This window comes from Klenkia sp. AC732, assembly GCF_979256525.1.
This window is the reverse complement of record NZ_CEEDOS010000006.1, coordinates 58,697-81,983: the sequence shown is the minus strand read 5'-3', so window position 1 is coordinate 81,983 and position 23,287 is coordinate 58,697. Positions and strand designations below refer to the sequence as shown.

General features: G+C 72.0%; 24 protein-coding genes. 7 read left to right on the top strand and 17 right to left on the bottom strand.

The genetic code is table 11. From position 1 onward, the window contains the following. Window positions 1-28: 28 nt before the first annotated feature. The 3 genes from AC0IVP_RS04325 to lpdA form a co-directional block, all read right to left on the bottom strand. A complete protein-coding gene (locus AC0IVP_RS04325; protein ID WP_471754818.1) occupies window positions 29-934 on the bottom strand; it encodes a TIGR01777 family oxidoreductase in 906 nt (301 codons plus the stop codon). A 160-nt stretch (window positions 935-1,094) separates the two neighbouring features. Next, window positions 1,095-2,933, bottom strand: a complete 1,839-nt coding sequence (gene sucB, locus AC0IVP_RS04320; protein ID WP_056297955.1) for a 2-oxoglutarate dehydrogenase, E2 component, dihydrolipoamide succinyltransferase — start codon at window positions 2,931-2,933, stop codon at window positions 1,095-1,097. A gap of 62 nt (window positions 2,934-2,995) precedes the next feature. Then, window positions 2,996-4,375: a dihydrolipoyl dehydrogenase gene (gene lpdA / locus AC0IVP_RS04315; RefSeq protein WP_471754816.1), complete on the bottom strand. Its 1,380-nt coding sequence runs from the start codon at window positions 4,373-4,375 to the stop codon at window positions 2,996-2,998. A 197-nt stretch (window positions 4,376-4,572) separates the two neighbouring features. Between lpdA and AC0IVP_RS04310 the strand changes: the two genes are divergently transcribed. Beyond that, window positions 4,573-4,929: an oxidoreductase gene (locus AC0IVP_RS04310; RefSeq protein WP_471754814.1), complete on the top strand. Its 357-nt coding sequence runs from the start codon at window positions 4,573-4,575 to the stop codon at window positions 4,927-4,929. Window positions 4,930-4,965: 36 nt separating this feature from the next. Here AC0IVP_RS04310 and AC0IVP_RS04305 read toward each other — a convergent pair whose 3' ends face one another. Beyond that, window positions 4,966-6,477 (bottom strand): leucyl aminopeptidase, encoded by a 1,512-nt coding sequence (locus AC0IVP_RS04305; RefSeq protein WP_471754812.1) that lies wholly within the window; start codon window positions 6,475-6,477, stop codon window positions 4,966-4,968. 74 nt (window positions 6,478-6,551) lie between these two features. On the opposite strand from AC0IVP_RS04305, the gene gcvT reads away from it, so the two are divergent. Next, window positions 6,552-7,679 (top strand): glycine cleavage system aminomethyltransferase GcvT, encoded by a 1,128-nt coding sequence (gene gcvT, locus AC0IVP_RS04300; RefSeq protein ID WP_471754810.1) that lies wholly within the window; start codon window positions 6,552-6,554, stop codon window positions 7,677-7,679. Window positions 7,680-7,730: 51 nt separating this feature from the next. Here gcvT and AC0IVP_RS04295 read toward each other — a convergent pair whose 3' ends face one another. The 4 genes from AC0IVP_RS04295 to AC0IVP_RS04280 are packed head-to-tail and all read right to left on the bottom strand — an operon-like array spanning window position 7,731 to window position 9,926. Then, entirely contained in the window at window positions 7,731-8,867 is a 1,137-nt protein-coding gene (locus AC0IVP_RS04295) for a YihY/virulence factor BrkB family protein (protein ID WP_471754808.1), read from the bottom strand. Between the two features lie 50 nt (window positions 8,868-8,917). Then, a complete protein-coding gene (locus AC0IVP_RS04290; RefSeq protein ID WP_200939041.1) occupies window positions 8,918-9,190 on the bottom strand; it encodes a DUF4235 domain-containing protein in 273 nt (90 codons plus the stop codon). Beyond that, on the bottom strand, window positions 9,187-9,486 hold the full coding sequence (locus AC0IVP_RS04285) for a DUF3618 domain-containing protein (protein WP_056297966.1): 300 nt from the start codon (window positions 9,484-9,486) through the stop codon (window positions 9,187-9,189). Before AC0IVP_RS04285 ends, AC0IVP_RS04290 begins: the two co-directional genes overlap by 4 nt. Beyond that, window positions 9,483-9,926: a phage holin family protein gene (locus AC0IVP_RS04280; protein WP_471754806.1), complete on the bottom strand. Its 444-nt coding sequence runs from the start codon at window positions 9,924-9,926 to the stop codon at window positions 9,483-9,485. Before AC0IVP_RS04280 ends, AC0IVP_RS04285 begins: the two co-directional genes overlap by 4 nt. A gap of 165 nt (window positions 9,927-10,091) precedes the next feature. On the opposite strand from AC0IVP_RS04280, the gene AC0IVP_RS04275 reads away from it, so the two are divergent. Then, window positions 10,092-10,316, top strand: coding sequence for a hypothetical protein (locus AC0IVP_RS04275; RefSeq protein WP_056297971.1), 225 nt, complete (start codon window positions 10,092-10,094; stop codon window positions 10,314-10,316). Between the two features lie 39 nt (window positions 10,317-10,355). On the opposite strand, the gene AC0IVP_RS04270 is transcribed toward AC0IVP_RS04275, so the two are convergent. After that, a complete protein-coding gene (locus AC0IVP_RS04270) occupies window positions 10,356-11,339 on the bottom strand; it encodes an aldo/keto reductase family protein (protein ID WP_471754804.1) in 984 nt (327 codons plus the stop codon). A gap of 29 nt (window positions 11,340-11,368) precedes the next feature. Next, window positions 11,369-11,971: a DUF3043 domain-containing protein gene (locus tag AC0IVP_RS04265; protein ID WP_471754802.1), complete on the bottom strand. Its 603-nt coding sequence runs from the start codon at window positions 11,969-11,971 to the stop codon at window positions 11,369-11,371. 175 nt (window positions 11,972-12,146) lie between these two features. Here AC0IVP_RS04265 and AC0IVP_RS04260 point away from each other — a divergent pair, with 175 nt between their 5' ends. After that, window positions 12,147-12,524: a HesB/IscA family protein gene (locus AC0IVP_RS04260; RefSeq protein ID WP_056297980.1), complete on the top strand. Its 378-nt coding sequence runs from the start codon at window positions 12,147-12,149 to the stop codon at window positions 12,522-12,524. A gap of 71 nt (window positions 12,525-12,595) precedes the next feature. Here the strand turns inward: AC0IVP_RS04260 and asnB are convergent, their stop codons facing one another. From asnB to AC0IVP_RS04245, 3 genes are all read right to left on the bottom strand, one after another. Then, window positions 12,596-14,530 carry an asparagine synthase (glutamine-hydrolyzing) gene (gene asnB, locus AC0IVP_RS04255; protein ID WP_471754800.1) on the bottom strand — a complete coding sequence of 645 codons (1,935 nt, stop codon included), beginning with the start codon at window positions 14,528-14,530 and terminating at the stop codon, window positions 12,596-12,598. 64 nt (window positions 14,531-14,594) lie between these two features. Next, entirely contained in the window at window positions 14,595-14,951 is a 357-nt protein-coding gene (locus tag AC0IVP_RS04250; RefSeq protein WP_056297987.1) for a DUF3817 domain-containing protein, read from the bottom strand. Beyond that, complete coding sequence (locus AC0IVP_RS04245) at window positions 14,941-15,300, bottom strand: hypothetical protein (RefSeq protein WP_056297990.1); 360 nt, start codon at window positions 15,298-15,300, stop codon at window positions 14,941-14,943. Before AC0IVP_RS04245 ends, AC0IVP_RS04250 begins: the two co-directional genes overlap by 11 nt. A gap of 366 nt (window positions 15,301-15,666) precedes the next feature. Between AC0IVP_RS04245 and ctaC the strand changes: the two genes are divergently transcribed. Next, on the top strand, window positions 15,667-16,545 hold the full coding sequence (gene ctaC, locus AC0IVP_RS04240; protein ID WP_082557053.1) for an aa3-type cytochrome oxidase subunit II: 879 nt from the start codon (window positions 15,667-15,669) through the stop codon (window positions 16,543-16,545). A gap of 30 nt (window positions 16,546-16,575) precedes the next feature. After that, complete coding sequence (locus AC0IVP_RS04235; protein WP_056297994.1) at window positions 16,576-16,977, top strand: cytochrome c oxidase subunit 4; 402 nt, start codon at window positions 16,576-16,578, stop codon at window positions 16,975-16,977. A 1,373-nt stretch (window positions 16,978-18,350) separates the two neighbouring features. Here AC0IVP_RS04235 and qcrB read toward each other — a convergent pair. Genes qcrB through ctaE form a run of 4 tightly spaced genes read right to left on the bottom strand, consistent with a single transcriptional unit; the run spans window position 18,351 to window position 22,639 of the window. Then, on the bottom strand, window positions 18,351-20,036 hold the full coding sequence (qcrB, locus tag AC0IVP_RS04230) for a cytochrome bc1 complex cytochrome b subunit (RefSeq protein WP_056297997.1): 1,686 nt from the start codon (window positions 20,034-20,036) through the stop codon (window positions 18,351-18,353). Then, complete coding sequence (gene qcrA / locus AC0IVP_RS04225; protein WP_056298000.1) at window positions 20,036-21,151, bottom strand: cytochrome bc1 complex Rieske iron-sulfur subunit; 1,116 nt, start codon at window positions 21,149-21,151, stop codon at window positions 20,036-20,038. Before qcrA ends, qcrB begins: the two co-directional genes overlap by 1 nt. Further along, window positions 21,148-22,032, bottom strand: a complete 885-nt coding sequence (qcrC, locus tag AC0IVP_RS04220; RefSeq protein ID WP_235564882.1) for a cytochrome bc1 complex diheme cytochrome c subunit — start codon at window positions 22,030-22,032, stop codon at window positions 21,148-21,150. Before qcrC ends, qcrA begins: the two co-directional genes overlap by 4 nt. A 7-nt stretch (window positions 22,033-22,039) precedes the next feature. Beyond that, a complete protein-coding gene (gene ctaE, locus AC0IVP_RS04215) occupies window positions 22,040-22,639 on the bottom strand; it encodes an aa3-type cytochrome oxidase subunit III (protein WP_369800055.1) in 600 nt (199 codons plus the stop codon). Between the two features lie 230 nt (window positions 22,640-22,869). Between ctaE and AC0IVP_RS04210 the strand changes: the two genes are divergently transcribed. Further along, complete coding sequence (locus tag AC0IVP_RS04210) at window positions 22,870-23,283, top strand: response regulator (RefSeq protein WP_082557054.1); 414 nt, start codon at window positions 22,870-22,872, stop codon at window positions 23,281-23,283. Window positions 23,284-23,287 lie beyond the last annotated feature (4 nt).

The window sequence follows — 23,287 nt, the reverse complement described above, 5'->3', positions numbered from 1 at the left end:
GTTGCCCGGGGCGACCGGGGTCGGTCCGTCAGTCCTGGTCGACGGCCCAGCGCAGCGCGGACTCCACGTCGCCGTGGGTGAAGCGGTACCCGGACTCCATGAGGACGCGGGGGAGGGCCCGCTGGCCGGCCAGCACCCCGGCGCCGGCGAACTCACCGAGCACCAGGGAGAGCGCGATGCCGGGGACCGGGACCAGGGTGGGCCGGTGCAGCACCCGGCCCAGCGCCTCGGTGAAGGCCGCGTTGGTGACCGGCTCGGGACCGGTCAGATCGACCGGTCCGGCGACGTCTGCGGTGAGCAGGAAGCGGATCGCGTCCACCTCGTCGCGCAAGCTGATCCAGGGCCACCACTGGTCCCCGGACCCGAGCTTGCCGCCCACACCCAGGGCGAACAACGGCTTGAGCTTGGCCATCATGCCGCCCTTGCCGAGGACCAGCCCGGTCCGCAGGTGCGCGACCCGGATGCCGTCCCGCTCGGCGGGTGCGGTGGCCGCCTCCCACTGCACGCACACGTCGGCCAGGAAGTCCGTGCCGCGAGGGCTCTGCTCGTCCAGCACGGTGTCCCCGCCGTCGCCGTAGTACCCGACGGCCGAGGCGGACAGCAGCACCCGCGGGCGGGAGGGGTCGGCCGCGGCGGCGTCGGCCAGGGCCTGGGCCACCGTGCGGGTGCTGTCGACGCGGCTCTGCACGACCTCCCGCTTGTAGGAGTCGGTCCAGCGCTTGTCGCCGATGCCCACACCGGCCAGGTTCACCACGGCGTCGACGTCGGCCAGCACCCCCGGGGCGAGCTCGCCGTGGGAGGGGTCCCAGCGGTGCTCGTCGGCCGTGCGGGGGGTGCGGCGGACCAGCCGGAGCACCTCGTGCCCCTCGGCGCGCAGGGACCGCAGCAGTTCGGTGCCCACCAGACCGGACGAGCCGGTCACCGCGATCTTCATGGTCTCGATGACCTCCGGGTCGGTCGTGCGTGCGGGTCGTACGGACAGGAGAGGGCGGGTCGGTCCGGGCGGTCAGCCGTGCGGTGCCCGGGTCCGGCCCCACCGACACCTCGGGCCCCGGCGATCGCCGGGGCCCGAGGTGGTGGAGCGGTGTGTCAGCTCAGCTGAGGCCGAGCTCTCCGTGGAACTGGCCGGCCTCCAGCCGCTCCTTCACCGTGGTGAGGAAGCGGGCGGCGTCGGCGCCGTCGACGATCCGGTGGTCGTAGGACAGGGCCAGGTAGACCATCGAGCGGACCGCCACGACCTCGCCCAGCTCGGCGTCCTGCACGACGACCGGACGCTTCACGACCGAACCGGTGCCCAGGATGGCGACCTGGGGCTGGTTGATGATCGGTGTGTCGAACAGGGCACCGCGGCTGCCGGTGTTGGTCAGCGTGAAGGTGCCGCCGCCCAGCTCGTCCGGGGTGACCTTGTTGGTCCGGGTGCGCTCGGCCAGGTCGGCGATCTTGCGGGCGATCCCGGCGATGCTCAGGTCGCCGGCACCCTGGATGACCGGCACCAGCAGGCCGCGCTCGGTGTCCACCGCGATGCCCAGGTTCTCGGCGTCGTGGTAGGTGACCGTGCCGGCCTCCATGTCCAGCGAGGAGTTCACCGTCGGGTGCGCCTTCAGTGCCTCGACCGCGGCCTTGGCGAAGAAGGGCAGGAACGACAGCTTGACGCCCTCGCGGGCGGCGAAGTCGTTCTTCACCTGGGTGCGGAGGTTCGCGATCCGGGTGACGTCGACCTCGACCACGGTGGTCAGCTGGGCGCTGACCTGCAGCGACTCGACCATCCGCTTGGCGATCACGCTGCGCAGCCGCGACATCTTCTCGGTGCGCCCGCGCAGGGCCGAGTCCGGCTTCGGCGCAGGAGCGGCCTTGGCCGGCGCGGCGGCTGCCGGAGTGGCCGCAGCAGCGGCGGCCGGGGCCTCCGCGGCGGGGGAGGCGGACTCGGCGGCCGCGAGCACGTCCTGCTTGCGGATGCGGCCACCGACACCGGTGCCCGACAGCGTCGACAGGTCGACACCGTGCTCGGCAGCCAGGCGGCGCACCAGGGGCGTCACGTAGGCACCCCCGCCGTCACCGCTGGGCGCAGCCGGGGCCGCCGCGGGCTTGGCGGTGGGGGCGACCTGCGGGGCCGGCTGGGACGTCGGGGACCCAGCCGGCAGCGAGCCGCTGGAGCCGTAGTCGGCGCCCGGGGTCGAGCTGGCGGGCTCGGCCTCGACCGGGGTCGGCTGGGCCTGGGCGCCGGAGGCCTGCTCGGGCTCGGGGGCCTCGTCGGGGGTCTGCTCCTGGGCCGGAGCGGCCGGGGCCGACTCGGCCGGTGCCGACTGGCCACCGGAGCCGCCGCCGATGACGGCCAGCTGGGCGCCGACGTCGACGGTCTCGTCCTCGCCCACGAGGATCTTGGTGAGCGTCCCCGCGACCGGGGAGGGGATCTCGGTGTCGACCTTGTCGGTCGAGACCTCCAGCAGCGGCTCGTCGACCTCGACGGTGTCGCCCTCGGCCTTGAGCCAGCGGGTGACGGTGCCCTCGGTGACGGACTCGCCGAGCGCCGGCATGGTCACCGGGGTGCCCTCGCCGCCGTCGTCGGAGGAGCCCGCGGAGGGCGCGGGGGCAGCCTCCGGCTCCGGGGTCGGCTCGGGCTCGGGGGTCGGCTCCTGGGCGGGGGCCTCGGCCTGCGCGGGCGCCTCGGCCGGGGCGGACTCGCCACCGCCCTCGCCCTCGCCGCCGATGACGGCGAGCTCGGCACCGACGTCCACCGTCTCGTCCTCGGCGACGATGATCTTGGTCAGCACACCGGCTGCCGGCGAGGGGATCTCGGTGTCGACCTTGTCGGTCGAGACCTCGAGGAGGGGCTCGTCGACCTCGACGGTGTCACCCTCCTGCTTGAGCCAGCGGGTGACGGTGCCCTCGGTGACGCTCTCGCCCAGGGCGGGCATGGTGACGGACGTCGGCATCGAGTGCAGTTCTCCTCAGGTCTGGGGGGTGCTGGGTGGCGTGCGGTGGGTGGTCGAGCGGGTCAGCTGTGCGAGTGCAGCGGCTTGCCGGCCAAGGCCATGTGCGCCTCGCCGAGAGCCTCGCTCTGCGTCGGGTGCGGGTGGATGAGGGAGGCGACCTCGTCGGGCAGGGCCTCCCAGTTGTAGATGAGCTGGGCCTCGGCCACGAGCTCACCGACGCGGGAGCCGACCATGTGCACGCCGACGACCGGGCCGTCCTTGGCGCGGACCAGCTTCACCGCACCCTGGGTCTTGAGGATCTGGCTCTTGCCGTTGCCGCCCAGGTCGTAGGTCAGCACCTCGACCTCACCGTGCTTCTCCTTGGCCTGGGCCTCGGTGAGGCCGACCGAGGCCACCTCGGGCTCGGAGTAGGTGACCCGGGGGACGCCGGCGTAGTCGATCGGGACGACCGGGAGACCCGCCAGCCGCTCGGCCACCAGGATGCCCTCGCCGAAGCCCACGTGGGCCAGCTGCAGGGTGGGCACCAGGTCCCCGACCGCGCTGATCGTCGGGACGTTGGTCTGCATGTACTCGTCGACCATGACGAAGCCACGCTCCATCGTGAGACCGGCCTCCTCGTAGCCCAGGCCCTGGCTGACCGGCCCGCGGCCGACCGCGACGAGCACGATCTCGGCCTCGAAGGACTTGCCGTTCTCCAGCTCGACGGAGACCCCGTCCTCGGTCGACGTGACCTTGGAGACCCGGCTGCCGAGGGAGAAGTCGATCTTGCGACGGCGGTAGGCGCGCTCGAGCAGCTTGGACGAGGACTCGTCCTCCAGCGGCACCAGGTGCGGCAGGCCCTCGATGATGGTCACGTCGGCGCCGAAGGACTTCCAGACGCTGGCGAACTCGCAGCCGATGACGCCGCCACCCAGGATGATCACCGAGCTGGGCACCCGCTCGAGCTCGAGGGCCTGGTCGCTGGTGATGACCGAGGTCCCGTTGATCTCGATGCCGGGCAGGCTGCGGGCGTAGGAGCCGGTGGCGAGCAGGACGTGCTTGCCCTCGTAGGTGGTGTCACCGACGGCCACGGCGGTGGGGGAGACGAGCTTGCCCTCGCCCTCCACGTAGGTGATCTTGCGGCTCTTGATCAGGCCCTGCAGGCCCTTGTACAGCTTGGCGGTGACGCCGCCCTTGTAGTCGTTGACCCCGGCCATGTCGATGCCGGCCAGCGAGGTCTTGACGCCGAACTGCTCGCCCTCGCGGGCGGAGTCGGCGACCTCGGCGGCGTGCAGCAGCGCCTTGGTGGGGATGCAGCCGCGGTGCAGGCAGGTGCCGCCGACCTTGTCCTTCTCGATCAGGACGACGGACAGGCCGAGCTCGGCGCCGCGCAGAGCGGCGGCGTAGCCACCCGATCCACCACCGAGGATGACCAGGTCGGCGGGCTGGGTCGGTGCGCTCACGGGATCTCCTCGGTGCTGACGTCCCGGTCGGCGGGCAGGTCGTGCTCGCCGCGACCGGTCTGGGGCCTGTGCCTCCCCATCCTGCCACTAGCGGGGAACGGGCGACCGGGCTGCTCCGTTGGCTCGCTGGGTGCCGTGTCGGTCACCCTCGCCAGCACTGCGGACGCCGTGCCGGCGGAGGAGGGAGGGAGCCGGACATGGGTCTGCTGGACAGGTTCCGGGGTCGGGGCCGCGGTGGCGCGGCCGGTGCGCGCGGCGGTCGCCCGGGCACGCTGGACCGGGCGTCGGGCAAGGGCGACCTGGCGCACCTGGAGGAGTTCGTGGCCACCCGGCGCGGGGTCGAGGGCTACGTGGAGCCCAGGACCGCGGTCACCGAGACCACCATCCTGCTGGTCGCCGCCGACGGGGAGTGGACGCGTCGTCGCATCGACGGGCTCGACGTGGCCCGGCGGCTGTCCAAGGAGCTCGCCGTCCCGGTGTACGACGCGCAGATCACCGGCTACCCGCAGCGGATGCGGGACTGGAGTGCGGCGCAGAAGCGCAAGCTGCAGTGAGCCGTCCCGCCCCGGTCGCCGGGGCGGGACGTCTGCTCACGAGCGCATGAGCTCCTCGATCGTGGCCAGCAGCGTGCGGACCGGGACCCCGGTCCCGCCCTTGGGCGTGTAGCCCCAGGGGGCGCGGGAGTTGTAGGCCGGTCCGGCGACGTCGATGTGCGCCCACGGCAGGCCCGCGGGCACGAACTCGGCGAGGAAGTGGCCGCCCACGAGCATCCCGCCCAGGCGGTCGGCGTTGGCGTTCACCATGTCGGCGACCGGGGAGTCCAGGCCGCGGCGCAGCTCGGGCGGCAGCGGCATGGCCCACATGGGCTCCCCGCTGCGCAGACTGGCGGCGACGACGAGGTCACGCAGCTCGTCAGAGCCCATGACCCCGGCGGTCCGGTCACCCAGGGCGACGGTCTGCGCGCCGGTCAGCGTCGAGGTCTCCAGGAGGAAGTCGGGGGAATCCTCGGCGGCCCGGGCGATGGCGTCGGCGAGCACGACCCGGCCCTCGGCGTCGGTGTTGGTGATCTCGGCCTTCTTGCCGTTGCGGAAGGTCACCACGTCGGCGGGTCGGTAGGCCGAGCCCGAGGGCATGTTCTCCGCGATCGGGACGGTCGCGGTCACGTCCACGGGCAGGCCGAGCTCGGCGACCAGGCACACGGTGGCGATCACGGCGGCGGCGCCGGCCATGTCGCTCTTCATGTCCTCCATCTTCGCGGCCGGCTTGATCGAGATGCCGCCGGAGTCGAAGGTGATGCCCTTGCCGACCAGGGCGATGGAGCGGCTGGCCTTCTTGCCGCGGTAGGTGAGACGCAGCAGCCGCGGGCCACGGGTGGACCCGCCGCCGACGGCCAGGATGCCGCCGTAACCGCCGGCGGTCAGCCCGGCCTCGTCGAGCACCTCCACCGACAGACCGGCCTTCTTGCCGGCGGCAGCGCCGCGGGCGGCGAGCTCGGCCGGGTACAGGTCGTTGGGCGGGGTGTTGACCAGGTCGCGGGTCAGCGCCACGGCGTCGGCGACCGCGCGGACCCGGGCCAGGGCCGCCCTGGCCTCGCCCGCGTCGGGGACGACGAGCTCGACCGACGTCGGCGGGGCCGGTCGGTCGGCGGGCAGGGAGGACTTGTAGGCGGTGAACTCGTAGGCGCCCAGCAGGGCACCCTCGCCCACGGCGTGCAGGCGCTCGGCGTCCGGCGCCCCGCCCACGGCGGCCAGCAGCGTCACGACCGAGGCCCGCCCGGTCAGCGCCCGGCTGGCGGCACCGGAGGCCCGGCGCACGGCCTCGGCGGGGTAGCCGCCCTCTGGCAGCGGGCTGCCCAGACCGGCCACGGCGACGACCGGGAACGGGCCCTGGCCGAACGTGGCCAGGCGGGTGACCTCGTCCTCGCCACCGCGGGCACCCAGGTCGGCCAGCGCGGCGAGCAGGCGCCCGCCCAGCAGCCGGTCGACCGCGTCGGCACCGGGGGTGGTCAGCAGCCCGTCGGGGCCCCTGCCGACCCCCACGACGACGGCGTCGGCGGAGAGCTTCTCGAGGGGGCGGTCGGTGGCGGAGATCGTCGGCGGCACCAGGCGATCCTAGGAGCAGGTCGTGAGGGCGGCACAGGAGACGGCCGGGCCGCGGGCGCTAGCGTCTGCAGACCGTGAGCCTGCCGACCCCGCTGACCTCGCCCCTGCACGACCGCCACCTGGCTGCCGGCGCCAAGCTCGCCGACTTCGGTGGGTGGTCGATGCCCATCGAGTACGCCGGTGGCGGGGTCATCGCCGAGCACACCGCCGTCCGGGAGGGCGTGGGTCTCTTCGACGTCTCCCACCTGGGCACCGGCACGGTCCGCGGACCGGGCGCGGTGGCCTTCGTCGACAGCTGCCTCACCAACGACCTGTCGCGCATCGGGCCGGGGCAGGCGCAGTACACGCTGTGCTGCCGCCCTGACGGCGAGGAGCACGCCGGCGGGGTGGTCGACGACCTCATCGTCTACCTGCACGGCCCCGACGACGTGCTGCTGGTCCCGAACGCCGCCAACGCCGCCGAGGTGCTGGCCCGGCTCGCCGACGCAGCCCCCGCGGGGGTGACCGTCACCGACCGGCACACCGAGGTCGCGGTGCTCGCCCTGCAGGGCCCCCGCTCGGCGGAGGTGCTGGCCGCGGTCGGGCTCCCCGGCGCGCTGGACTACATGGCCTTCGCCGAGACGCCGGGGCACGACGGGGCCGAGGTGACCGTCTGCCGCACCGGTTACACCGGTGAGCACGGGTACGAGCTGCTGGTGGCCGCCGAGCGCGCCGGGGACCTCTGGGACGCGCTGCTGGCCGCCGGTGAGCTGGAGCAGATCAGGCCCTGCGGCCTGGGTTCCCGGGACACGCTGCGCACCGAGATGGGCTACCCGCTGCACGGCCACGAGCTGTCGGTGGAGATCACCCCGGTGCAGGCCCGGTCCGGCTGGGCGGTGGGCTGGAGCAAGGAGGCCTTCTGGGGTCGTGAGGCACTCACCGCGGAGCGTGCTGCTGGCCCGGACCGGCAGCTGTGGGGCCTGCGCGCACCCGGCCGCGGCATCCCGCGGCCGGGCATGGCCGTGCTGGACGCCGTCGGCGACCGGGTCGGGGAGGTCACCAGCGGGACCTTCTCGCCGTCCCTGCGCACCGGGATCGCGCTGGCCCTGCTGGACACCGCGGCGCAGCCCGAGCCGGGCCAGGAGCTGGCGGTCGACGTCCGGGGGCGCCCGCAGGCCGTGGAGGTCGTGAAGCCGCCGTTCGTGGAGTCCCACGTCCGCTGAGACGACGACGGCCCGACCACCGAGGGTGGTCGGGCCGTCCGCGTCGCGGGGTCAGGCGCTGGTCTTCTGCGCCTTGCTCGGGGTCGGCGGGTCGGGGAGCTCGTCGGCCATCGTGGCGTCGCGCTGGCCCATCGGGACCGGCGGCCCCTCGGTGGTGTCCTGCGCGGTCTGGTGCTCGGCCTCGCTGTTGATCTCGGCGCCCAGCAGCACCAGGAAGCAGGTCAGCTGCAACCACAGCATCAGCACGACGACGCCGGCGATGGCCCCGTAGGTGGCCGAGTAGTTGCCGAAGTTGCTCACGTAGAAGCTGAAGACCACCGAGACGAGCACCCAGGCCACCGTCACGACGCCGGACCCGAGGCTGACCCAACGGAACTTCGGGGCGTCCCGATCGGGGGCGAGGCGGTAGAGGACCGACAGCGCGCCGGCCATCAGCCCGAGCAGCAGGACCCAGCGGAGCACCTGGGCCAGGATCGTGCCGACGATGCCCAACGGGAGCGCGTCGAGGACGATCGGGGTGACGGCGACCAGGGTCAGTGTCAGCAGCACGAAGACGATCGCACCGAAGGTGAGCAGCAGCGCCAGGGCGCGCAGCTTGATCGCGCCGCGTGTCTCCACCTCGTCGTAGGCCAGGTTGACCGCGGTGATGAGGTTGTTCACCCCGCCCGAGGCGGAGAAGAGGGCGGCCAGGATCGAGATGACCAGGCTGACCGACAGCGCCCCGCTCCCGGCGTCGGCGACGCTGGTCAACTGCGTCTGGATGATCGACAGCACCTCGTCGGGGACCGTGCCCCTCAGGCCGTCGACCTGCTCCTGGACCGTGGCCGGTGACGCGACCAGGCCGTAGAGGGAGATGGCGGCGATCAGCGTCGGGAAGATCGCCAGGAAGCCGAAGAACGCGACCCCGCCGCCGATGATCGGCATGTTGTCGGCCTTGTTCTCCGCCCACGCCCGCTTGAGGATCTGCACCCACCCACGCGCCGGGATCTCGGTGGGCTTTTCGGCGTCCACCCCCGGGAGCCGGGCCTCCTGACCGCGCGCCTCGGGCGGCTCCGTCGCGGCGGGGGAGGAGCCGTGCGTCCCGGCCCGGTCCTCGGCCTCCCGGGCTGCGGCACGACGGGCGGCCTTCTCAGCCACCCGTTCACGGATGCGGTCCACGGCGCTGTCCGGCCGTCCGGTGTCGACCATGTGTGGCTCCTCGAGGTGCTGCTCGGGTGGGTGGTGTGTGCGGGAGCGGGTCAGTCGCCGGGCCAGGAGCCGGTCAGCTTGGTGAAGCCACGCGCCCCCGCCCGGTTGATCGCGGCCTTGGTGACGGCGAAGATCGCGCCCTGGATCGCCGCGGCGAGCAGCACCTGCTTCATCGGGTACTCGCTCTGCATGGCGCTGGGGGCGTCGTCCTCCTTCGCGACCCGCTTCCACACCTGCCCGAAGACGGCGCTGGACACGGCACCGGCGGCGAGGCTGCCCAGCAGCCCGATGGGCCGGTAGGCCATCTTCGCACCGGCGCTCACCGCTTCCGCCGCCAGACGACGAGGGCGACGATGCCGGCGACCAGGGCGATCCCGACACCGATGACCACCGGCGGGTTCTCCCGGTAGGTCTCCACAGCGGTGTCCTTGGCCTGGGCGGCACCCTCCTTCGCCCGGGTGGGCACGTCCAGGCGGTGGCTGAGCTCGTCGACGGTCGCGGCGAGCTGCTCACGGGTCGCCTCGATGTCGGCCTTGATCTCGTCGGGCTCGGTGGGGCCGGAGACGTCGGGCGCGCCGGGGCCGTCGGCGTCGTGCGGGCGGTACGTGGGCTCGCTCATCGGGCGGCACCTTCCTTGACGGCGGCGACGTCGGCCTTGACGCTCTCGAGGGTGTCGGTGGGCAGCGGCGGCTTCGCCTTCTCGACGTCCTTCTTGCCGATCAGCGCGAGCACGCCGGCGATCAGCAGCAGGACCACGGCGATGACGATCGCGGCCAGGTAGCCGGGCAGCACGTTCGCCAGGCCGAGGACGGCGGCTGTGATCAGCGCGTTGAGGGCCAGCAGGGCGACCAGTCCGGAGCCGCCGAAGAGCCCGGCACCGACGCCGAGCTTCTTGGCCTTGCCCTTGACCTCCGCCTGCGCGAGGCGGACCTCGTCGCGGACGAGGCGGGTGACCAGCTCGGGGAGCTCGCCGATCAACTGGCCGGTGGAGGCCTTGGCGGGGTCGAGGGGCGGGGTGGAGGCGCGGTGTGCGCCGTCAGCCGCGGGGGGCTGGCTCATGGTTCCTCCGGGGCACGGTGGTGGGGCACGGTGGTTCGGGGCGTGGGATGCAGACGAGTCCGTCCCATGCCCGTTGCAGGCCAGGTGCAACCCCCGGTCGGGCGCGCCGCCTGCGCGCCCGTGCGCGGCGGGCCGGGCGGTCGGGCAGTCACTACGCTCCCCGGCATGACCTCGCCCTCGTCCTGGACCTGGCGGCTGCACGACCCAGCGGGGGAGACCCTGGACCCTGCGGCGGTGGGGGTCGTCGTCCCCGTGGAGGACGCCCAGGCCGAGGCGGAGTCCTGGTTGGGCGAGCACTGGCGCGACCTGCTCGAGCGCGGCGTCGCCACGGTGAGCCTGCTCCGCGGCGACGCCGTGGTCTACGGCCCGATGGGCCTGGCCGCCGGCTGACCCGTCCGGAGACGGACCGCCGGCGGCCAGGCCTCCCGGTCAGCCGCGGCTGGTCTTCGCCGGGTCGCGCTCGACGACGTCGCCGAGCACCTCGTCGATCCGGGTCATGACCTCGGCCGGCAGCTCGACGCCGGCGGCCTTGACGTTGTCGTGCACCTGCTCGGGACGTGTCGCGCCGATGATCGCGGCCGCGACGTTCTGGTTCTGCAGCACCCAGGCCAACGAGAACTGGGCCATGGACAGACCGAGCTCGTCGGCGATGGGCCGCAGCTGCTGCACGCGGGTCAGGATGTCGTCGGTGAGGTAGCCCTTCATCGACGCCCCGGCCTGCTCGTGGCCGCCGCGGCTGTCTGCCGGCGGGGCCTGACCGGGCAGGTACTTGCCGGTCAGCACCCCCTGGGCCAGCGGGGACCAGACGATCTGGGAGAGGCCCTCCTGCTCCGACGTCGGGACGACCTCGCTCTCGATGACCCGCCACAGCATCGAGTACTGCGGTTGGTTGCTGATCAGCTGGATGCCCAGCTCGCGGGCCAGCGCCGCACCGGCGGCGATCTCCTCCGCGCGCCACTCGCTGACACCGATGTAGAGGACCTTGCCCGCACGCACCAGGTCGGCGAAGGCGGTCATCGTCTCCTCCAGCGGCACCGTGGAGTCGTACCGGTGCGCCTGGTAGAGGTCGATGTGGTCGGTCTGCAGCCGGTCGAGGGAGGCGTGGCAGCTCTCGATGACGTGCTTGCGGGAGAGGCCGCGGTCGTTGGCACCGGGCCCGGTGGGCCAGTACACCTTGGTGAAGACCTCGAGGCCCTCACGGCGTTGGCCCTTGAGTGCGCGGCCGAGCACGGACTCGGCCTTGGTGCCGGCGTAGACGTCGGCGGTGTCGAAGGTGGTGATGCCGGCGTCGAGGGCGGCGTGCACGCAGGCGTGCGCCGCGTCCTCCTCGACCTGGCTGCCGTGGGTGAGCCAGTTGCCGTACGCGAGCTGGGTGATGTTCAGGCCGGAGCGGCCCAGGCGACGTGTGTCCACGCCACGAACCTAGGCCGGTCGCGGCCGGTCTACACGTCGGCGCCGAGCTCCACCTGAGGCTTGGGGAACCGCCACTTGCGGATCATCGTCGCTCGGCTGACGCCGTACCAGATGAGCCCACGCGTCTTGGTGACGGCGGGGAAGCGCTCCGCGATCTTCTTCTTGATCTTGCGACCCAGGACGACGGAGTCGGCGATGATCAGCAGGAAGAAGGCGAACCAGATGAAGACCGTGTACTGCTGCACGGCGGCGTTGGGGATGAAGTAGCCCACCAGCACCAGGGCGGCGACGATCAGGAAGAGGCTGCCGGCGTTGCGGCGGGCGTCGACGAGGTCGCGCACCAGGCGCTTCTCCGGGCCCCGGTCGCGGGCCGGGAGGGCGCTGTCGTCACCTCGGGCGGCGGCCTCGCGGGCCGACCCGCGGTTGGCGGCCTGCTGCTCGCGCTGCCGCTTGTAGGCCTCCTTGCGCGTGGTCGGCGGCGGCGGGGGCGGGCCCGGACGCCGACCCTGTGCCTCGGCGCGGCGCGGCGTGGGGCGGCCCTTGCCGACCGCGGCCAGCTGCTGGGCGGTCAGGTCGGTGGCGGTGTCCGACGTCGTCTCGTCGCGGCGGCGGCCGGGCAGGCGGAGCTTCACGTGGGGGAGTCTACGTGCCCCCAGGGGGTGTCCCCGTGCACGAGGAGACGCGGCTGACACGGTCCGGCCCGTTCCGCGCCGTACAGTGGGAAGTAGCTCCGCCACGGCGGTGTTGGTCGTGGCAACGGCTGCGACACCCGCGTACCGGACACCCTCGAATGTGGGAGGACAGACCATGACCGTGCAGGACACCACTGTCGACACGACGGCCCCCGCGGCCCCCGCCGCCACCGGCGTGCTCCTCAGCGACACCGCCGCCCTCAAGGTCAAGACGCTGCTGGACCAGGAGGGTCGGGACGACCTGCGCCTGCGCATCGCCGTCCAGCCCGGTGGCTGCTCGGGCCTGCGGTACCAGCTCTTCTTCGACGAGCGCTACCTCGACGGCGACCAGACCCACGAGTTCGGTGGCGTCGAGGTCATCGTGGACAGGATGAGCGGCCCGTACCTCGGCGGCGCGACGATCGACTTCGTCGACACCATCGAGAAGCAGGGCTTCACGATCGACAACCCGAACGCGGGCAGCTCCTGCGCCTGCGGGGACTCGTTCTCCTGATCGCCTGAACGACCGACGAGGCCCGGTCTCCCCACGTGGGGGGACCGGGCCTCGTCGTCTGTCCGGGCTGCCTACAGGCGGACCGGGTACACCGTCTCCGGGACGTCGACCACGATCCGCTCCTCGACGAAGATGCCGTGCCAGACCATGAAGACGAGCACCTCCCACAACTGACGGGCGATCCGCTTGCTCGGGACCTCCGCCGTCCTCAGCGAGGTGAGCATGGCCGCGACCCTGGCGCGGTCCAGCCACTCGTCGGTCTGGCTGTCCGCGATCACCTGGTGGGCCCACTCGTGCAGCGGGCCGGCGAGGAACTCGGCCGTCGGCACCGGGAAGCCCAGCTTGCGGCGGTGCAGGATGGCCGGCGGCACGATCTGCTCCATCGCCCGGCGCAGCGCGTACTTGGTCGCGTCGCCGCCGCGGGGGACCCGCTGGTCCAGCGGGATGGTGCGGGCCACCTCGAACACCTCGGCGTCCAGGAACGGGACCCGCAGCTCCAGGGAGTTGGCCATCGTCATCTTGTCGGCCTTGACCAGGATGTCCCCGCGCAGCCAGGTGAACAGGTCGACGTACTGCATCGCGGTCACGTCGTCGTAGCCGGCGGTGCGGGCCTGTCGGTAGAGGTCCTCGGTGACCTGGACGTGCGAGACGTCGGCGTCGTGCCCGCGCAGCAGGGCCGCGAGCTCGGCGCCGGAGAAGTTGCGCGCGTTGCCGTAGTAGCGCTCCTCCAACGGGATCGAGGCCCGGCGGAGCAGGTCCTTGCCGCGCACGCCGTCGGGCAGGCGGCTCGACAGTGCGGCCATCACCCTCTTGCCGACGGCGGGCACGCGCTGGGCCCAGGCCAGGCTGATCGGTTCGCGGTAGATCGTGTAGCCGCCGAAGAGCTCGTCGGCGCCCTCCCCGGAGAGCACCACCTTGACGTGCTTGCGGGCCTCGCGGGCCACGAAGTACAGCGGCACGAGCGCCGGGTCGGCGACCGGGTCGTCGAGGTACCAGACGACCTCGGGGATGGCGGCGGCGAACTGCTCGGCGGTGATGACGACGGGGACGTGGGCGACACCCAGCTCCGCGGCCGACTGCGCCGCGATGTCCACCTCGGAGGTCGACTCCCGCTCGAAGCCGACGGTGAAGGTCATCAGGTCCGGGTTGTACCGGTGCGCCAGGGCGGCGATCGCCGTGGAGTCGATGCCGCTGGACAGGAAGGACCCGACGGTGACGTCGGCGCGCATGTGCTTGGCGACGGACTCGTCCAGTGCTGCGGCGATCCGGTCGTAGAGCTGTTGCTCCCGGCCGGCGGGCACCGGCTGCGGGGTGAACGTGGGGTGGAACCAGCGCTCGGTGGTGAGCTCGCCGCCGGCGACGGTGAACCGGGTCCCGCTCTCGATCCGGCGGATGCCGCGGTGCAGGGTCGCGGGCTCGGGCACGTACTGCAGCGTCAGGTAGTGCTGCAGCGACGCCGGGTCCACGCCGCCGGCGGCCTCGGACCCGCCCAGCAGCTCGAGCACGGCCTTCTTCTCGCTGCTGAAGACCAGTCCGCCGTCGGCGAGACGGGCGGTGAACAGCGGCTTGATGCCGAAGTGGTCCCGGGCGCCGAACGCCGTCCGGGTCTCGGTGTCCCAGATGACGAAGGCGAACATCCCGCGCAACCGGGTGACGACGTCGGGACCCCAGTGGTGGAAGCCGGCCACGATCGCCTCGGTGTCGCCCTCGGTGGCGAACTCCGCCCCCAGCTCCGCGAGCTCGGCCCGCAACTCCAGGTAGTTGTAGATCTCGCCGTTGAACAGGATCCGGTAGCGGCCACCGGCGTAGGGCAGCGGCTGCGGGCTCCCGTCGACGTCGATGATCGACAGCCGGTTGAACCCGAGGACGACGTTGCCGTCCGACCACACCGCTGTGTCGTCGGGGCCGCGGTGGTGCAGGCAGTGCAGCGCGTGCTGCACCCCGCTCACCCGGGGGTCGTCGACCCGCTCGGCGTCGGTGGACAGGTAGGCCAGCAGGCCACACATCAGGCGCAGGTCTCCGGGGGTGTCGGCGGCTCGGCCCCGGACGGGACGAGCGGTTGGTGCGGGATCAGACGGGCAGGCCCGCGCGCACGCGGCGGCTGACGCGGCGCTCGACCCAGAAGGACAGCAGGGGGACGACGCCGGCCAGCAGGACCAGAGCGGTGCCCTTGCCGGTGAACCTGGCCTTGAGGGCGAGATCGAAGGCGGCGACGAGGTAGACGATGAAGAGGAAGCCGTGGATCGGGGAGACCACAGCGGAGACCTCCGGGACGCCGAACCCGTAGTTCAGCGGCACGCCCACGAAGACCAGGACCGCCAGCATCACGCCGACCACGTAGGCCATGACCGAGTAGCGCCGCAGGCTGCCGGGGATCTTCGCCTCGTCCCGGCGGGGCGCGCGGGGGGCGGTGGTCTCAGCGGACATCTCGGCCTCGCAGTGCCTTCTCGTTGAGCTCGGCCAGGTAGGCGTTGTAGGCGGCCATCTCCGGGTCGCCCGTGGTGTCGATCCGCGGACGCTGGTAAAGCACGACCTCGTGGCCGGGCTCGTCGGCGTCGGGGTCCCGGGCCAGCTCGTCCCGGACCATCTTGGAGTAGAACCACAGGCCCATGAAGCCGTAGAGCGGCCACTGCAGCGCGTAGCTCCAGTTGACGGCGCCGCCGCCGTCCTCGGCCTTGGTCAACTGCCAGTAACCGAGGAAGAACGTGGCCACGAAGAGGGCCGCCACCAGCAGGTGGAGCAGCACCCACCTGGGGGTCAGCAGCCGGGGGAGCACCCCTCGACTGTAACCGCCGGGTGGGGCGCGGCGGCAGGGCCGACCGACGTCACACCCGCGGGACGGGCCGGTGGGGGAGCGGCCGTGTCGTGTGCGCGGTCGCCCGACCGCGGTGGGCTGCCCCGTCCCCGGTGCCGCGGTGGTGAGCCCCGTCGCACCCCGTCTGGGTCTCCTCGGCCGGGCCGCGGGTGGTCCCGACACCCGGTGCCCCGGCCACCCGGCCAGGGGTCGCCGCGTCGGTGCACTCGGCTACGCTCCAACCAGACTGTGGTCGGAGTGGGCAGGACCTGTCGGGACACCGAGAGGGCACCCACGAGCCAGACCGCGCGACACACGTCGTGCGGAGGAACAAGGAGGCAGCGGGCAGTGGCTCGACGGAGCAAGCTCGCGCGGGTCGCCGCGCTCGGCGTCCTGGCCGTGCTCACCCTCACGGGGTGCGACCTGAACAACGAGTTCTGGCGGTTCGGGTGGCCTGAGGGCATCACGGACCAGGCGCAGGACATGCGGCAGCTGTGGACCGGGTCGGTCATCGCGGCCCTGGTCGTCGGCATCGCCGTGTGGGCGCTGATCTTCTGGTCGGTCGTGCGGCACAAGAAGCGTGGCGAGGAACTGCCCAAGCAGACCGCCTACAACCTGCCGCTGGAGATCGTCTACACGATCATCCCGTTCGTCATCATCGCGGTGCTCTTCTTCTACACCGTGGTCGTGCAGAACCGGGTCCAGGAGCGCAGTGACAACCCGGACGTGACCATCGCGGTCAACGCGTTCAAGTGGAACTGGCAGTTCGTCTACCCCGAGACGACCGACTCCAACGGCGGGACGCCGGTGAGCACCGTCGGGTCGAGCACCGAGATCCCGATCCTGGTGGTCCCGACCGACCAGACCGTCCGCTTCGAGGTCGCCTCCGCCGACGTCATCCACTCGTTCTGGGTGCCGGAGTTCCTCTTCAAGCTCGACGTCATCCCGGGCAACGAGAACGGGCGCGACAACGTCTTCGAGGTGACCGTCCGCGAGGAGGGTGCCTTCGTGGGCCGCTGCGCCGAACTGTGCGGGACCTACCACGCGAACATGAACTTCGAGGTCCGCGCCGTCTCCGGCGAGGACTACGACGCCTACCTCGCCGCGCGGGAAGACGGTCTGTCGACCTTCGACGCGCTGGAGAGCATCGGCCAGCCCGGCTCGGCCACCACGACGCGTCCCTTCAACATCAGCGAGCAGCAGCAGCTCGACGCTGCCGGCAACTGACGTGACGACCCACCAGCAGGAGGACCGGCCGTGAAGGTCGAAGCGCTCATCTTCAACGTCATCGCCGCGTTCTGCGTCGTGGCCGCCGTCGTCTACGGCGTGTGGTCGCGTGAGCCGATCGGCACCACGGCGCTGGCCCTGTCCGCCGGCCTCATGGGGCTCATCGGCGGTTTCTTCTGGTTCGTGGCGCGGCGCATCGACGCCCGCCCCGAGGACCGCAAGGACGCCGAGATCGCCGACGGCGCCGGCGAGCTGGGCTTCTTCTCCCCGGGCAGCTACTGGCCGTTCGGCCTGGCCCTCTCGGCCGCGCTGATGGGTCTGGCCCTGGCGTTCTTCTACCCCTGGTTGATCGTCACGGCGGGGGTCTTCCTGCTGATCACCATCGGTGGCTTGCTCTTCGAGTACTACACCGGGCAGAACGCGCACAGCTGAGCTCGAGCTCTGCGCTCTACCGAAGGCCCCTCCCGCTGTGGGAGGGGCCTTCGTGCGTTCCTGGGCCAGTTGGTGGTCGTGGACGCGTCGCCAGCATCTGTGGGGCCCCTCCGAGCGTCGGGGTGGACGAGGCTGATCGCGCCTGATCGCCGGACGAGCTGCGTCAGGCTCTCGCCTCGCCCTGCTCAGCGCCGCTCGTCGGGTGGACGCTGCACCGAGCTCGGCCCACTGCCCCGATGCGACGGACGTCAGCGGTTCCCGGACTGACCTCGCCCCCGTCCTCGGCCGCTCGGTCGGGTGACAGCAGCGAGCGGCGGGGCCGGGTGGCCGGACGGGCGCCCGCAGACGGACGGGGTGGGCCCCTCGGGCCATGGAGGACCGCCGTGCGTGGAGCCCCGCGCCCTGACGGACCGCCTCAGCGACTGGACGGGCCTGGACCCCGCGGCTCCCGACCGCCGACCGTCGACGTCGCCCTCGTCCTCTGGGCGGGGCGTCCTCAGGGAGTGCTGAGGACGCAGTCAGCCTGCGGAATGCGTCCCAGGCACGCCACGAGTCCTGGCCAGTCCACCTCTGGTGGCGCCGACCAGCTCCCTGAGGGCTGACAGACCGGTACCTCGCGAGGGGCGCACGGCGCTGTGGTGCCCCCGCCCGCCTTGCACGTCGATGCCCGCATCGCCCGGGGGGACGGTCAGTCGGCCACCGGAGACGGCCGCTGGTGGCTGTGTGGGCTCGACAGACACGGACCGACGCGACGTGGCGTCGAATCGCGGGGGAGTGAGTCGGCCAGCGCGAGCAGGACCACGGCGGGAACACAGCTGCGTGCCCACAGGGCCACGGCGGTGGGGGGATCTGACGTGGGGTGGGCCGGCGCCCCCGCGGACAGGGCAGCCGTGCCTGGTCAGGCTCGGTGCTGGCAGAGGGAGGGCGCGAGCAACGGCAGCGGCGTGAGCAGAGCAGGCGTGAGGCGGAGCTGCGGCTCGCCCAGAGGCTGTGGTGTGAGCGGAGTCCGGTCACGGGCGAGAGGCTGGAGCGTGAGCTCGCACGGGGCGTGAGCAGAGGCGCGGCATGGGCCAGGGCGATGACGCGATCTGGACCCCGAGGCGACCGGGACCCCCGACGTGAGCAGGGCGCGACGCGAGCCAGGCCCGATGTGGGCATGGCCCGACGCGTGCGAGCCTCACGCGAGCAGGACCCGACGCGAGCCAGCCCGTTGCGAGCAGGGGGCTCAGTGCGAGCAAGGTCCAACCCGAGCAGGGCCGTACGCGAGCTGGGCCTCGACGCGAGCCGGGCCGGACGCGAGCTGGGCCCCGACGCGAGCAGGGCCCCGACGGTCAGACCGTCGGGGCCCTGCTGGTGGTGCGGGTCGTGCTCGATCAGTCGCGCGGGTCCTGCGGTCGACCGCCGTCGGACGGGCGGCCGCCCTCGGAGGGACGACCCGAGCCGGTGAGCTGCTGCCGCTCGGCCTCGGCGGCCTCCAGGCCACGCTGCTCCTGGCGACTGCCGATGTGCACGTCGGAGATCCGCTCGACGGGCTTGAAGAAGCCCTTGACCGCCCGCCGCGCACCGCCGACCTGGTTCATCCGCTTCGGCACCGGAGCTCCGCCGTAGGTCAGCTGGCCGTGGCCGTGCTCGTCGACCGGGCCGAGGGGCTGGTGCACCTCGATGAACTCACCGCTGGGCAGCCGGCGGATGACACCGGTCTCGATGCCGTGCTCCAGGACCTCACGGTCGTGGCGCTGCAGACCCAGGCAGATCCGGTAGGTCGCCATGTAGGCGATCGGGGGCAGGACGATCATCCCGATCCGCCCGACCCAGGTCATGGCGTTGAGGCTGATGTCGAACTTGTCGGCGATCAGGTCGTTGCCACCGGACATCATGAGCACGCCGTAGAAGGTGAGTGCCATGACGCCGACCGAGGTGCGCACCGGGACGTCGCGGGGACGCTGCAGCAGGTGGTGCGACGCGGTGTCCTTGGTGAGCTTGCGCTCGATGTTCGGGTAGAGCGCCAGCACGGTGAACATCGCACCGGCGACGACGACCGTGGGCCAGAACAGCGCCGGGATCGTGTAGTCGCCGGGGAGGTTGATGTCCCAGGCCGGGAACAGACGCGTCGAGCCGTCCAGGAAGCCGATGTACCAGTCCGGCTGCGAACCGGCCGACACCTGCGCCGGGTTGTACGGACCCCACAGCCAGATCGGGTTGATCTGGACGAGGCCACCGAGGGCGGCGGTCAGGCCGAAGACGATGAAGAACAGCGCCGTCGCCTTGCCCGCGAAGGCCGGGAAGAGACGGTTGCCGACCACGTTGTGCTCGGTCCGGCCGGGACCGGGGAACTGGGTGTGCTTCTGCTTGATCAGCAGGAGCAGGTGGACGGCGATCAGCGCCAGGATGATCGCCGGCAGGATCAGCACGTGGACGATGTAGAAGCGTCCGATGATCGCGTCGCCGACGTAGTCACCGTCGAAGACCGCCCAGTGCGCCCAGGTCCCGATGACCGGGATGGACAGCAGGATCGCCGAGATGATGCGCAGGCCGGTGCCCGACAGCAGGTCGTCGGGCATCGAGTAGCCCGTGACGCCCATGAGCAGCGCCAGCACCAGCAGGACGACACCGATGATCCAGTTCGTCTCACGCGGCTTGCGGAACGCGCCGGTGAAGAAGATGCGCAGCAGGTGGACGACGATCGAGGCCACGAACAGCAGGGCCGCCCAGTGGTGGATCTGCCGGATCAGCAGACCGCCCCGGACGTCGAAGCTCAGCGCCAGGGTCGACTCGTACGCCTGGGACATCTCGACGCCGCGCAGCGGGGCGTAAGCGCCCTCGTAGACGGTCTCCGCCATCGAGGCGTCGAAGAAGAACGTCAGGTACGTGCCCGAGAGCAGCAGGATGACGAAGGAGTAGAGGGCGATCTCCCCGAGCAGGAAGGACCAGTGGTCGGGGAAGACCTTGTTGAGGGTGCGGCGCAGTGGACCGGCGACGATGAGTCGCTCGTCGATCTCGCTGGCTGCCTTGCCGATCTTCGTGGTGGGTTGTCCCGGCGCGACCGCGGTTGTTGCCATCAGATCCGCTCTCGGTTCCAGTAGGTGGGGCCGACCGCTTCAATGTAGTCGCTCCGCGCGACGAAGTACCCCTCGTCATCCAGCGTAATCGGCAGTTCCGGCAGGGAGCGGGACGCGGGACCGAAGACCGGCTTGGCGCCCTGCGTGACGTCGAACTGCGACTGGTGGCACGGGCAGAGGATGCGGCTGGTCTCCTGCTCGTACAGCGACACCGGGCAACCGGCGTGCGTGCAGATCTTGGAGTAGGCGACGTAGTCGCCGTAGCCGAAGTCGGCCTGGCCCTCGCGGGGCTGCAGGTCGGCCATCTGCTCGGGGCGCAGGCGGATCAGCATGGTGGCGGCGTCGGCGGCGAAGTTGCCCCCCTCGACGGCCGGGAAGACCGTCTCCAGGGAGCCGGGCTCCTGGTCGCCGGGCCGGATCGGGGTGCCGTCGTCGCGGACCAGGCGGATGCCCTCGGCCCACGGGGTGGTGCCCAGCGGGTTGCCCTTGTTCGGGTTCTTGATCAGACCGCCCAGCGGGGCGATGAGCATGAGGCCCATGGCGCCGCCGGCGAAGCCCAGGCTGCGCCCGATCATCTTGCGGCGGGGGAAGCCGGTCTTGTCCAGACCACCCATCAGAGTCGCCGCCGTGGTCGAACGGTCGAACTGCGAGCCGTCGTGCTTGTCCTGCACGGCCGTCTCGTGGGGGAGGAGCTTCTTGACGAAGAGCACCAGGCCCACGCCGATGAAGACCAGCGCGCCGCCCATCGTCAGGCCCAGCAGCGGCGTGTAGAGCGCGCTCCAGCCGTTGTCGGTGGACGCCCACTGCCAGTTCGGCAGGAACCAGTCGGAGCCGAAGTACACGACCGCGAAGAGGACCGCGAACAGGCCGGCAGCGCCGAAGGCCAGGGAGACCTGGCGCTCGGCCTGCTTCTCCAGGCCGGAGCCCGGGGCCGGCGGCGGGTCGACGTGGAGGATCTCCACGCCGTCGTAGCGCGCCCCGAGCCGGTTGAGCTCTTCCGCGTCCATCCCCGCGAGCTGCTGGGGGGTGTAGTCGTCGTCCGGGCCGCCGTGCAGCGGGCCGGGGGTGTCGTCGCCGCCGTGCGAGCCGGGGCTGCGGTGGTCGGTGGTGCTCACGCCTTGGTCCCCATCCAGAAGATCCCGAACAGCAGGGCGCCGATGCCGACGAGCCAGATGACCAGGCCCTCGGCGACCGGGCCGGCGCGGCCGATGCCCAGGCCACCCGGGTCGGCCTGCTCCTTGAGCGTCTGCACGTAGTCGATGATCGAGCGCTTCTCCTCGGGCGTGAGCTGGTTGTCCCCGAAGACCGGCATGTTCTCCGGCCCGGACAGCATCGCCGAGTAGATCTCGAGGTCGTTCGCGTCCTCGAGGCTGGGGGCGGCCTTGCCCGAGGACAGCGCCCCGCCCTCGCCGACGAAGTTGTGGCAGGAGGCGCAGTTGAGCCGGAACAGCTCGCCGCCCTCGGCGACGTCGCCCTCACGCAGGTCACCCGAGGGCAGCGTGGGACCGCCGCCGTTGGCCTGCACGTAGGCCATCAGCTGGTCGATCTCCGCGTCGGAGAAGACAGCGGGCTTGCGGGCCGCGTCGGCTTCCTGACGGACGAGCGGCATGCGGCCGGTGTGCACCTGGAAGTAGACGGAGGCCTCGCCCACCCCGATGAGGGAGGGGCCGCGGTCGTCGACGCCCTGCAGGTTGCTGCCGTGGCAGGTGATGCAGGAACGCTCGTACAGGGCCTGACCGGCCTCCTCGGCGGAGGACTGGCTGGCGACCGCGTCGTCGGCGGCGTTGGCCGGTGCGACGGCGGAGTAGCCCACGCCGGTCAGCACCAGAGCGGCCATGAGGCCGGCGACGTTGGTCATCCGCCGACGCTGCTTGGAGCGCTTGCGGGCGCGGGCGGCATCGGCGGGGGCACCGGTGGAGCGGCGCAGGCGGGACAGCAGCCCGCCGGCGGGAGCCGACTCGGTGGGCACGTCGGGGGTGGGGTTCGTGGTGGACACCGGTTCCCTAGCGGATCAGGTAGATCGTGGCGAAGAGCCCGACCCACACGACGTCGACGAAGTGCCAGTAGTAGGAGACCACGATCGCCGAGGTCGCCTGTGCTGGCGTGAATCGGCCCATGGTGGACCGGATGAGCACGAACACGAAGGCCACGAGGCCGCCGATGACGTGCAGGGCGTGGAAGCCGGTGGTCAGGAAGAAGACCGAGCCGTAGGTCGACGAGGAGATCGTCGTGCCGTGCTCGGTCACGAGCACGCGGTACTCGTTGGCCTGGCCCAGGACGAAGACCAGGCCCATCACGAAGGTGACCGTGAACCAGCGGCGGAGCCCGTAGACGTTGCCGTTCTCCGCGGCGAAGACGCCCAGCTGGCAGGTCACCGAGGAGGCGACCAGGATCAGCGTGAAGACCAGCGCGTAGGGCACGTCGAGCTCGGTGGGCGCCGGTGGCCAGGGGTCACCTGCCCGGGCGCGCGCGGTGAAGTACATGGCGAACAGTCCGGCGAAGAACATCAGCTCGCTGGCGAGCCAGATGATCGTGCCGACGCTGACCATGTTCGGTCGGGTCAGGGAGTGCACCCGCGAGGTGTCGAAGGTGCTGCTCGCCACGGGGGCCGTTGTCACAGACTCATCATGGCATCGGTGCAGCCGGTGGACGACTGGGGGTGCACCCGCGTGGCGAACCCGGGAGGTGCCTGTGGGTCCGCTGCCGACGAAGCCGCTGACCAGGCCGGTGCCGGTCGGGACGGGTGGTGCGCGAGGGGCCCCGGGAGCCGGTCCTCACGCGCACGGGGGCGCGGGGAGGAGCGGGTGTGGCCGAGGGCACTAGGGTCGCGGACGTGAGTCCTGCCGCCGCACCGGCCACCGTGCTGGTCTTCAGCCAGCGCGCCGACGTGCGTGACGCCGTCCGCACTGCCGTGGGCCGGTTCCCGGCCGTCGACGTCGGGCCCGTCGAGTACCTGGAGTGCACCACCGGCGCCGAGGTCGTCGCCGCGGTCGACTCGGGACGGGTGGACCTCTGTGTCCTCGACGGTGAGGCACAGCCCACCGGTGGCATGGGCATCGCGCGCCAGCTGAAGGACGAGGTCGCCGAGTGCCCACCGGTGGTCGTCCTCATCGCACGTCAGGCCGACCGGTGGCTCGCCCACTGGTCGATGGCCGAGGCCACGTTGGCCCACCCGGTCGACCCGCTCGTGGCTCCCGACGTCGTCGCCGGGCTGTTGCGTGCCCGTCGCCCGGCCGTCCACGGCTGAACCG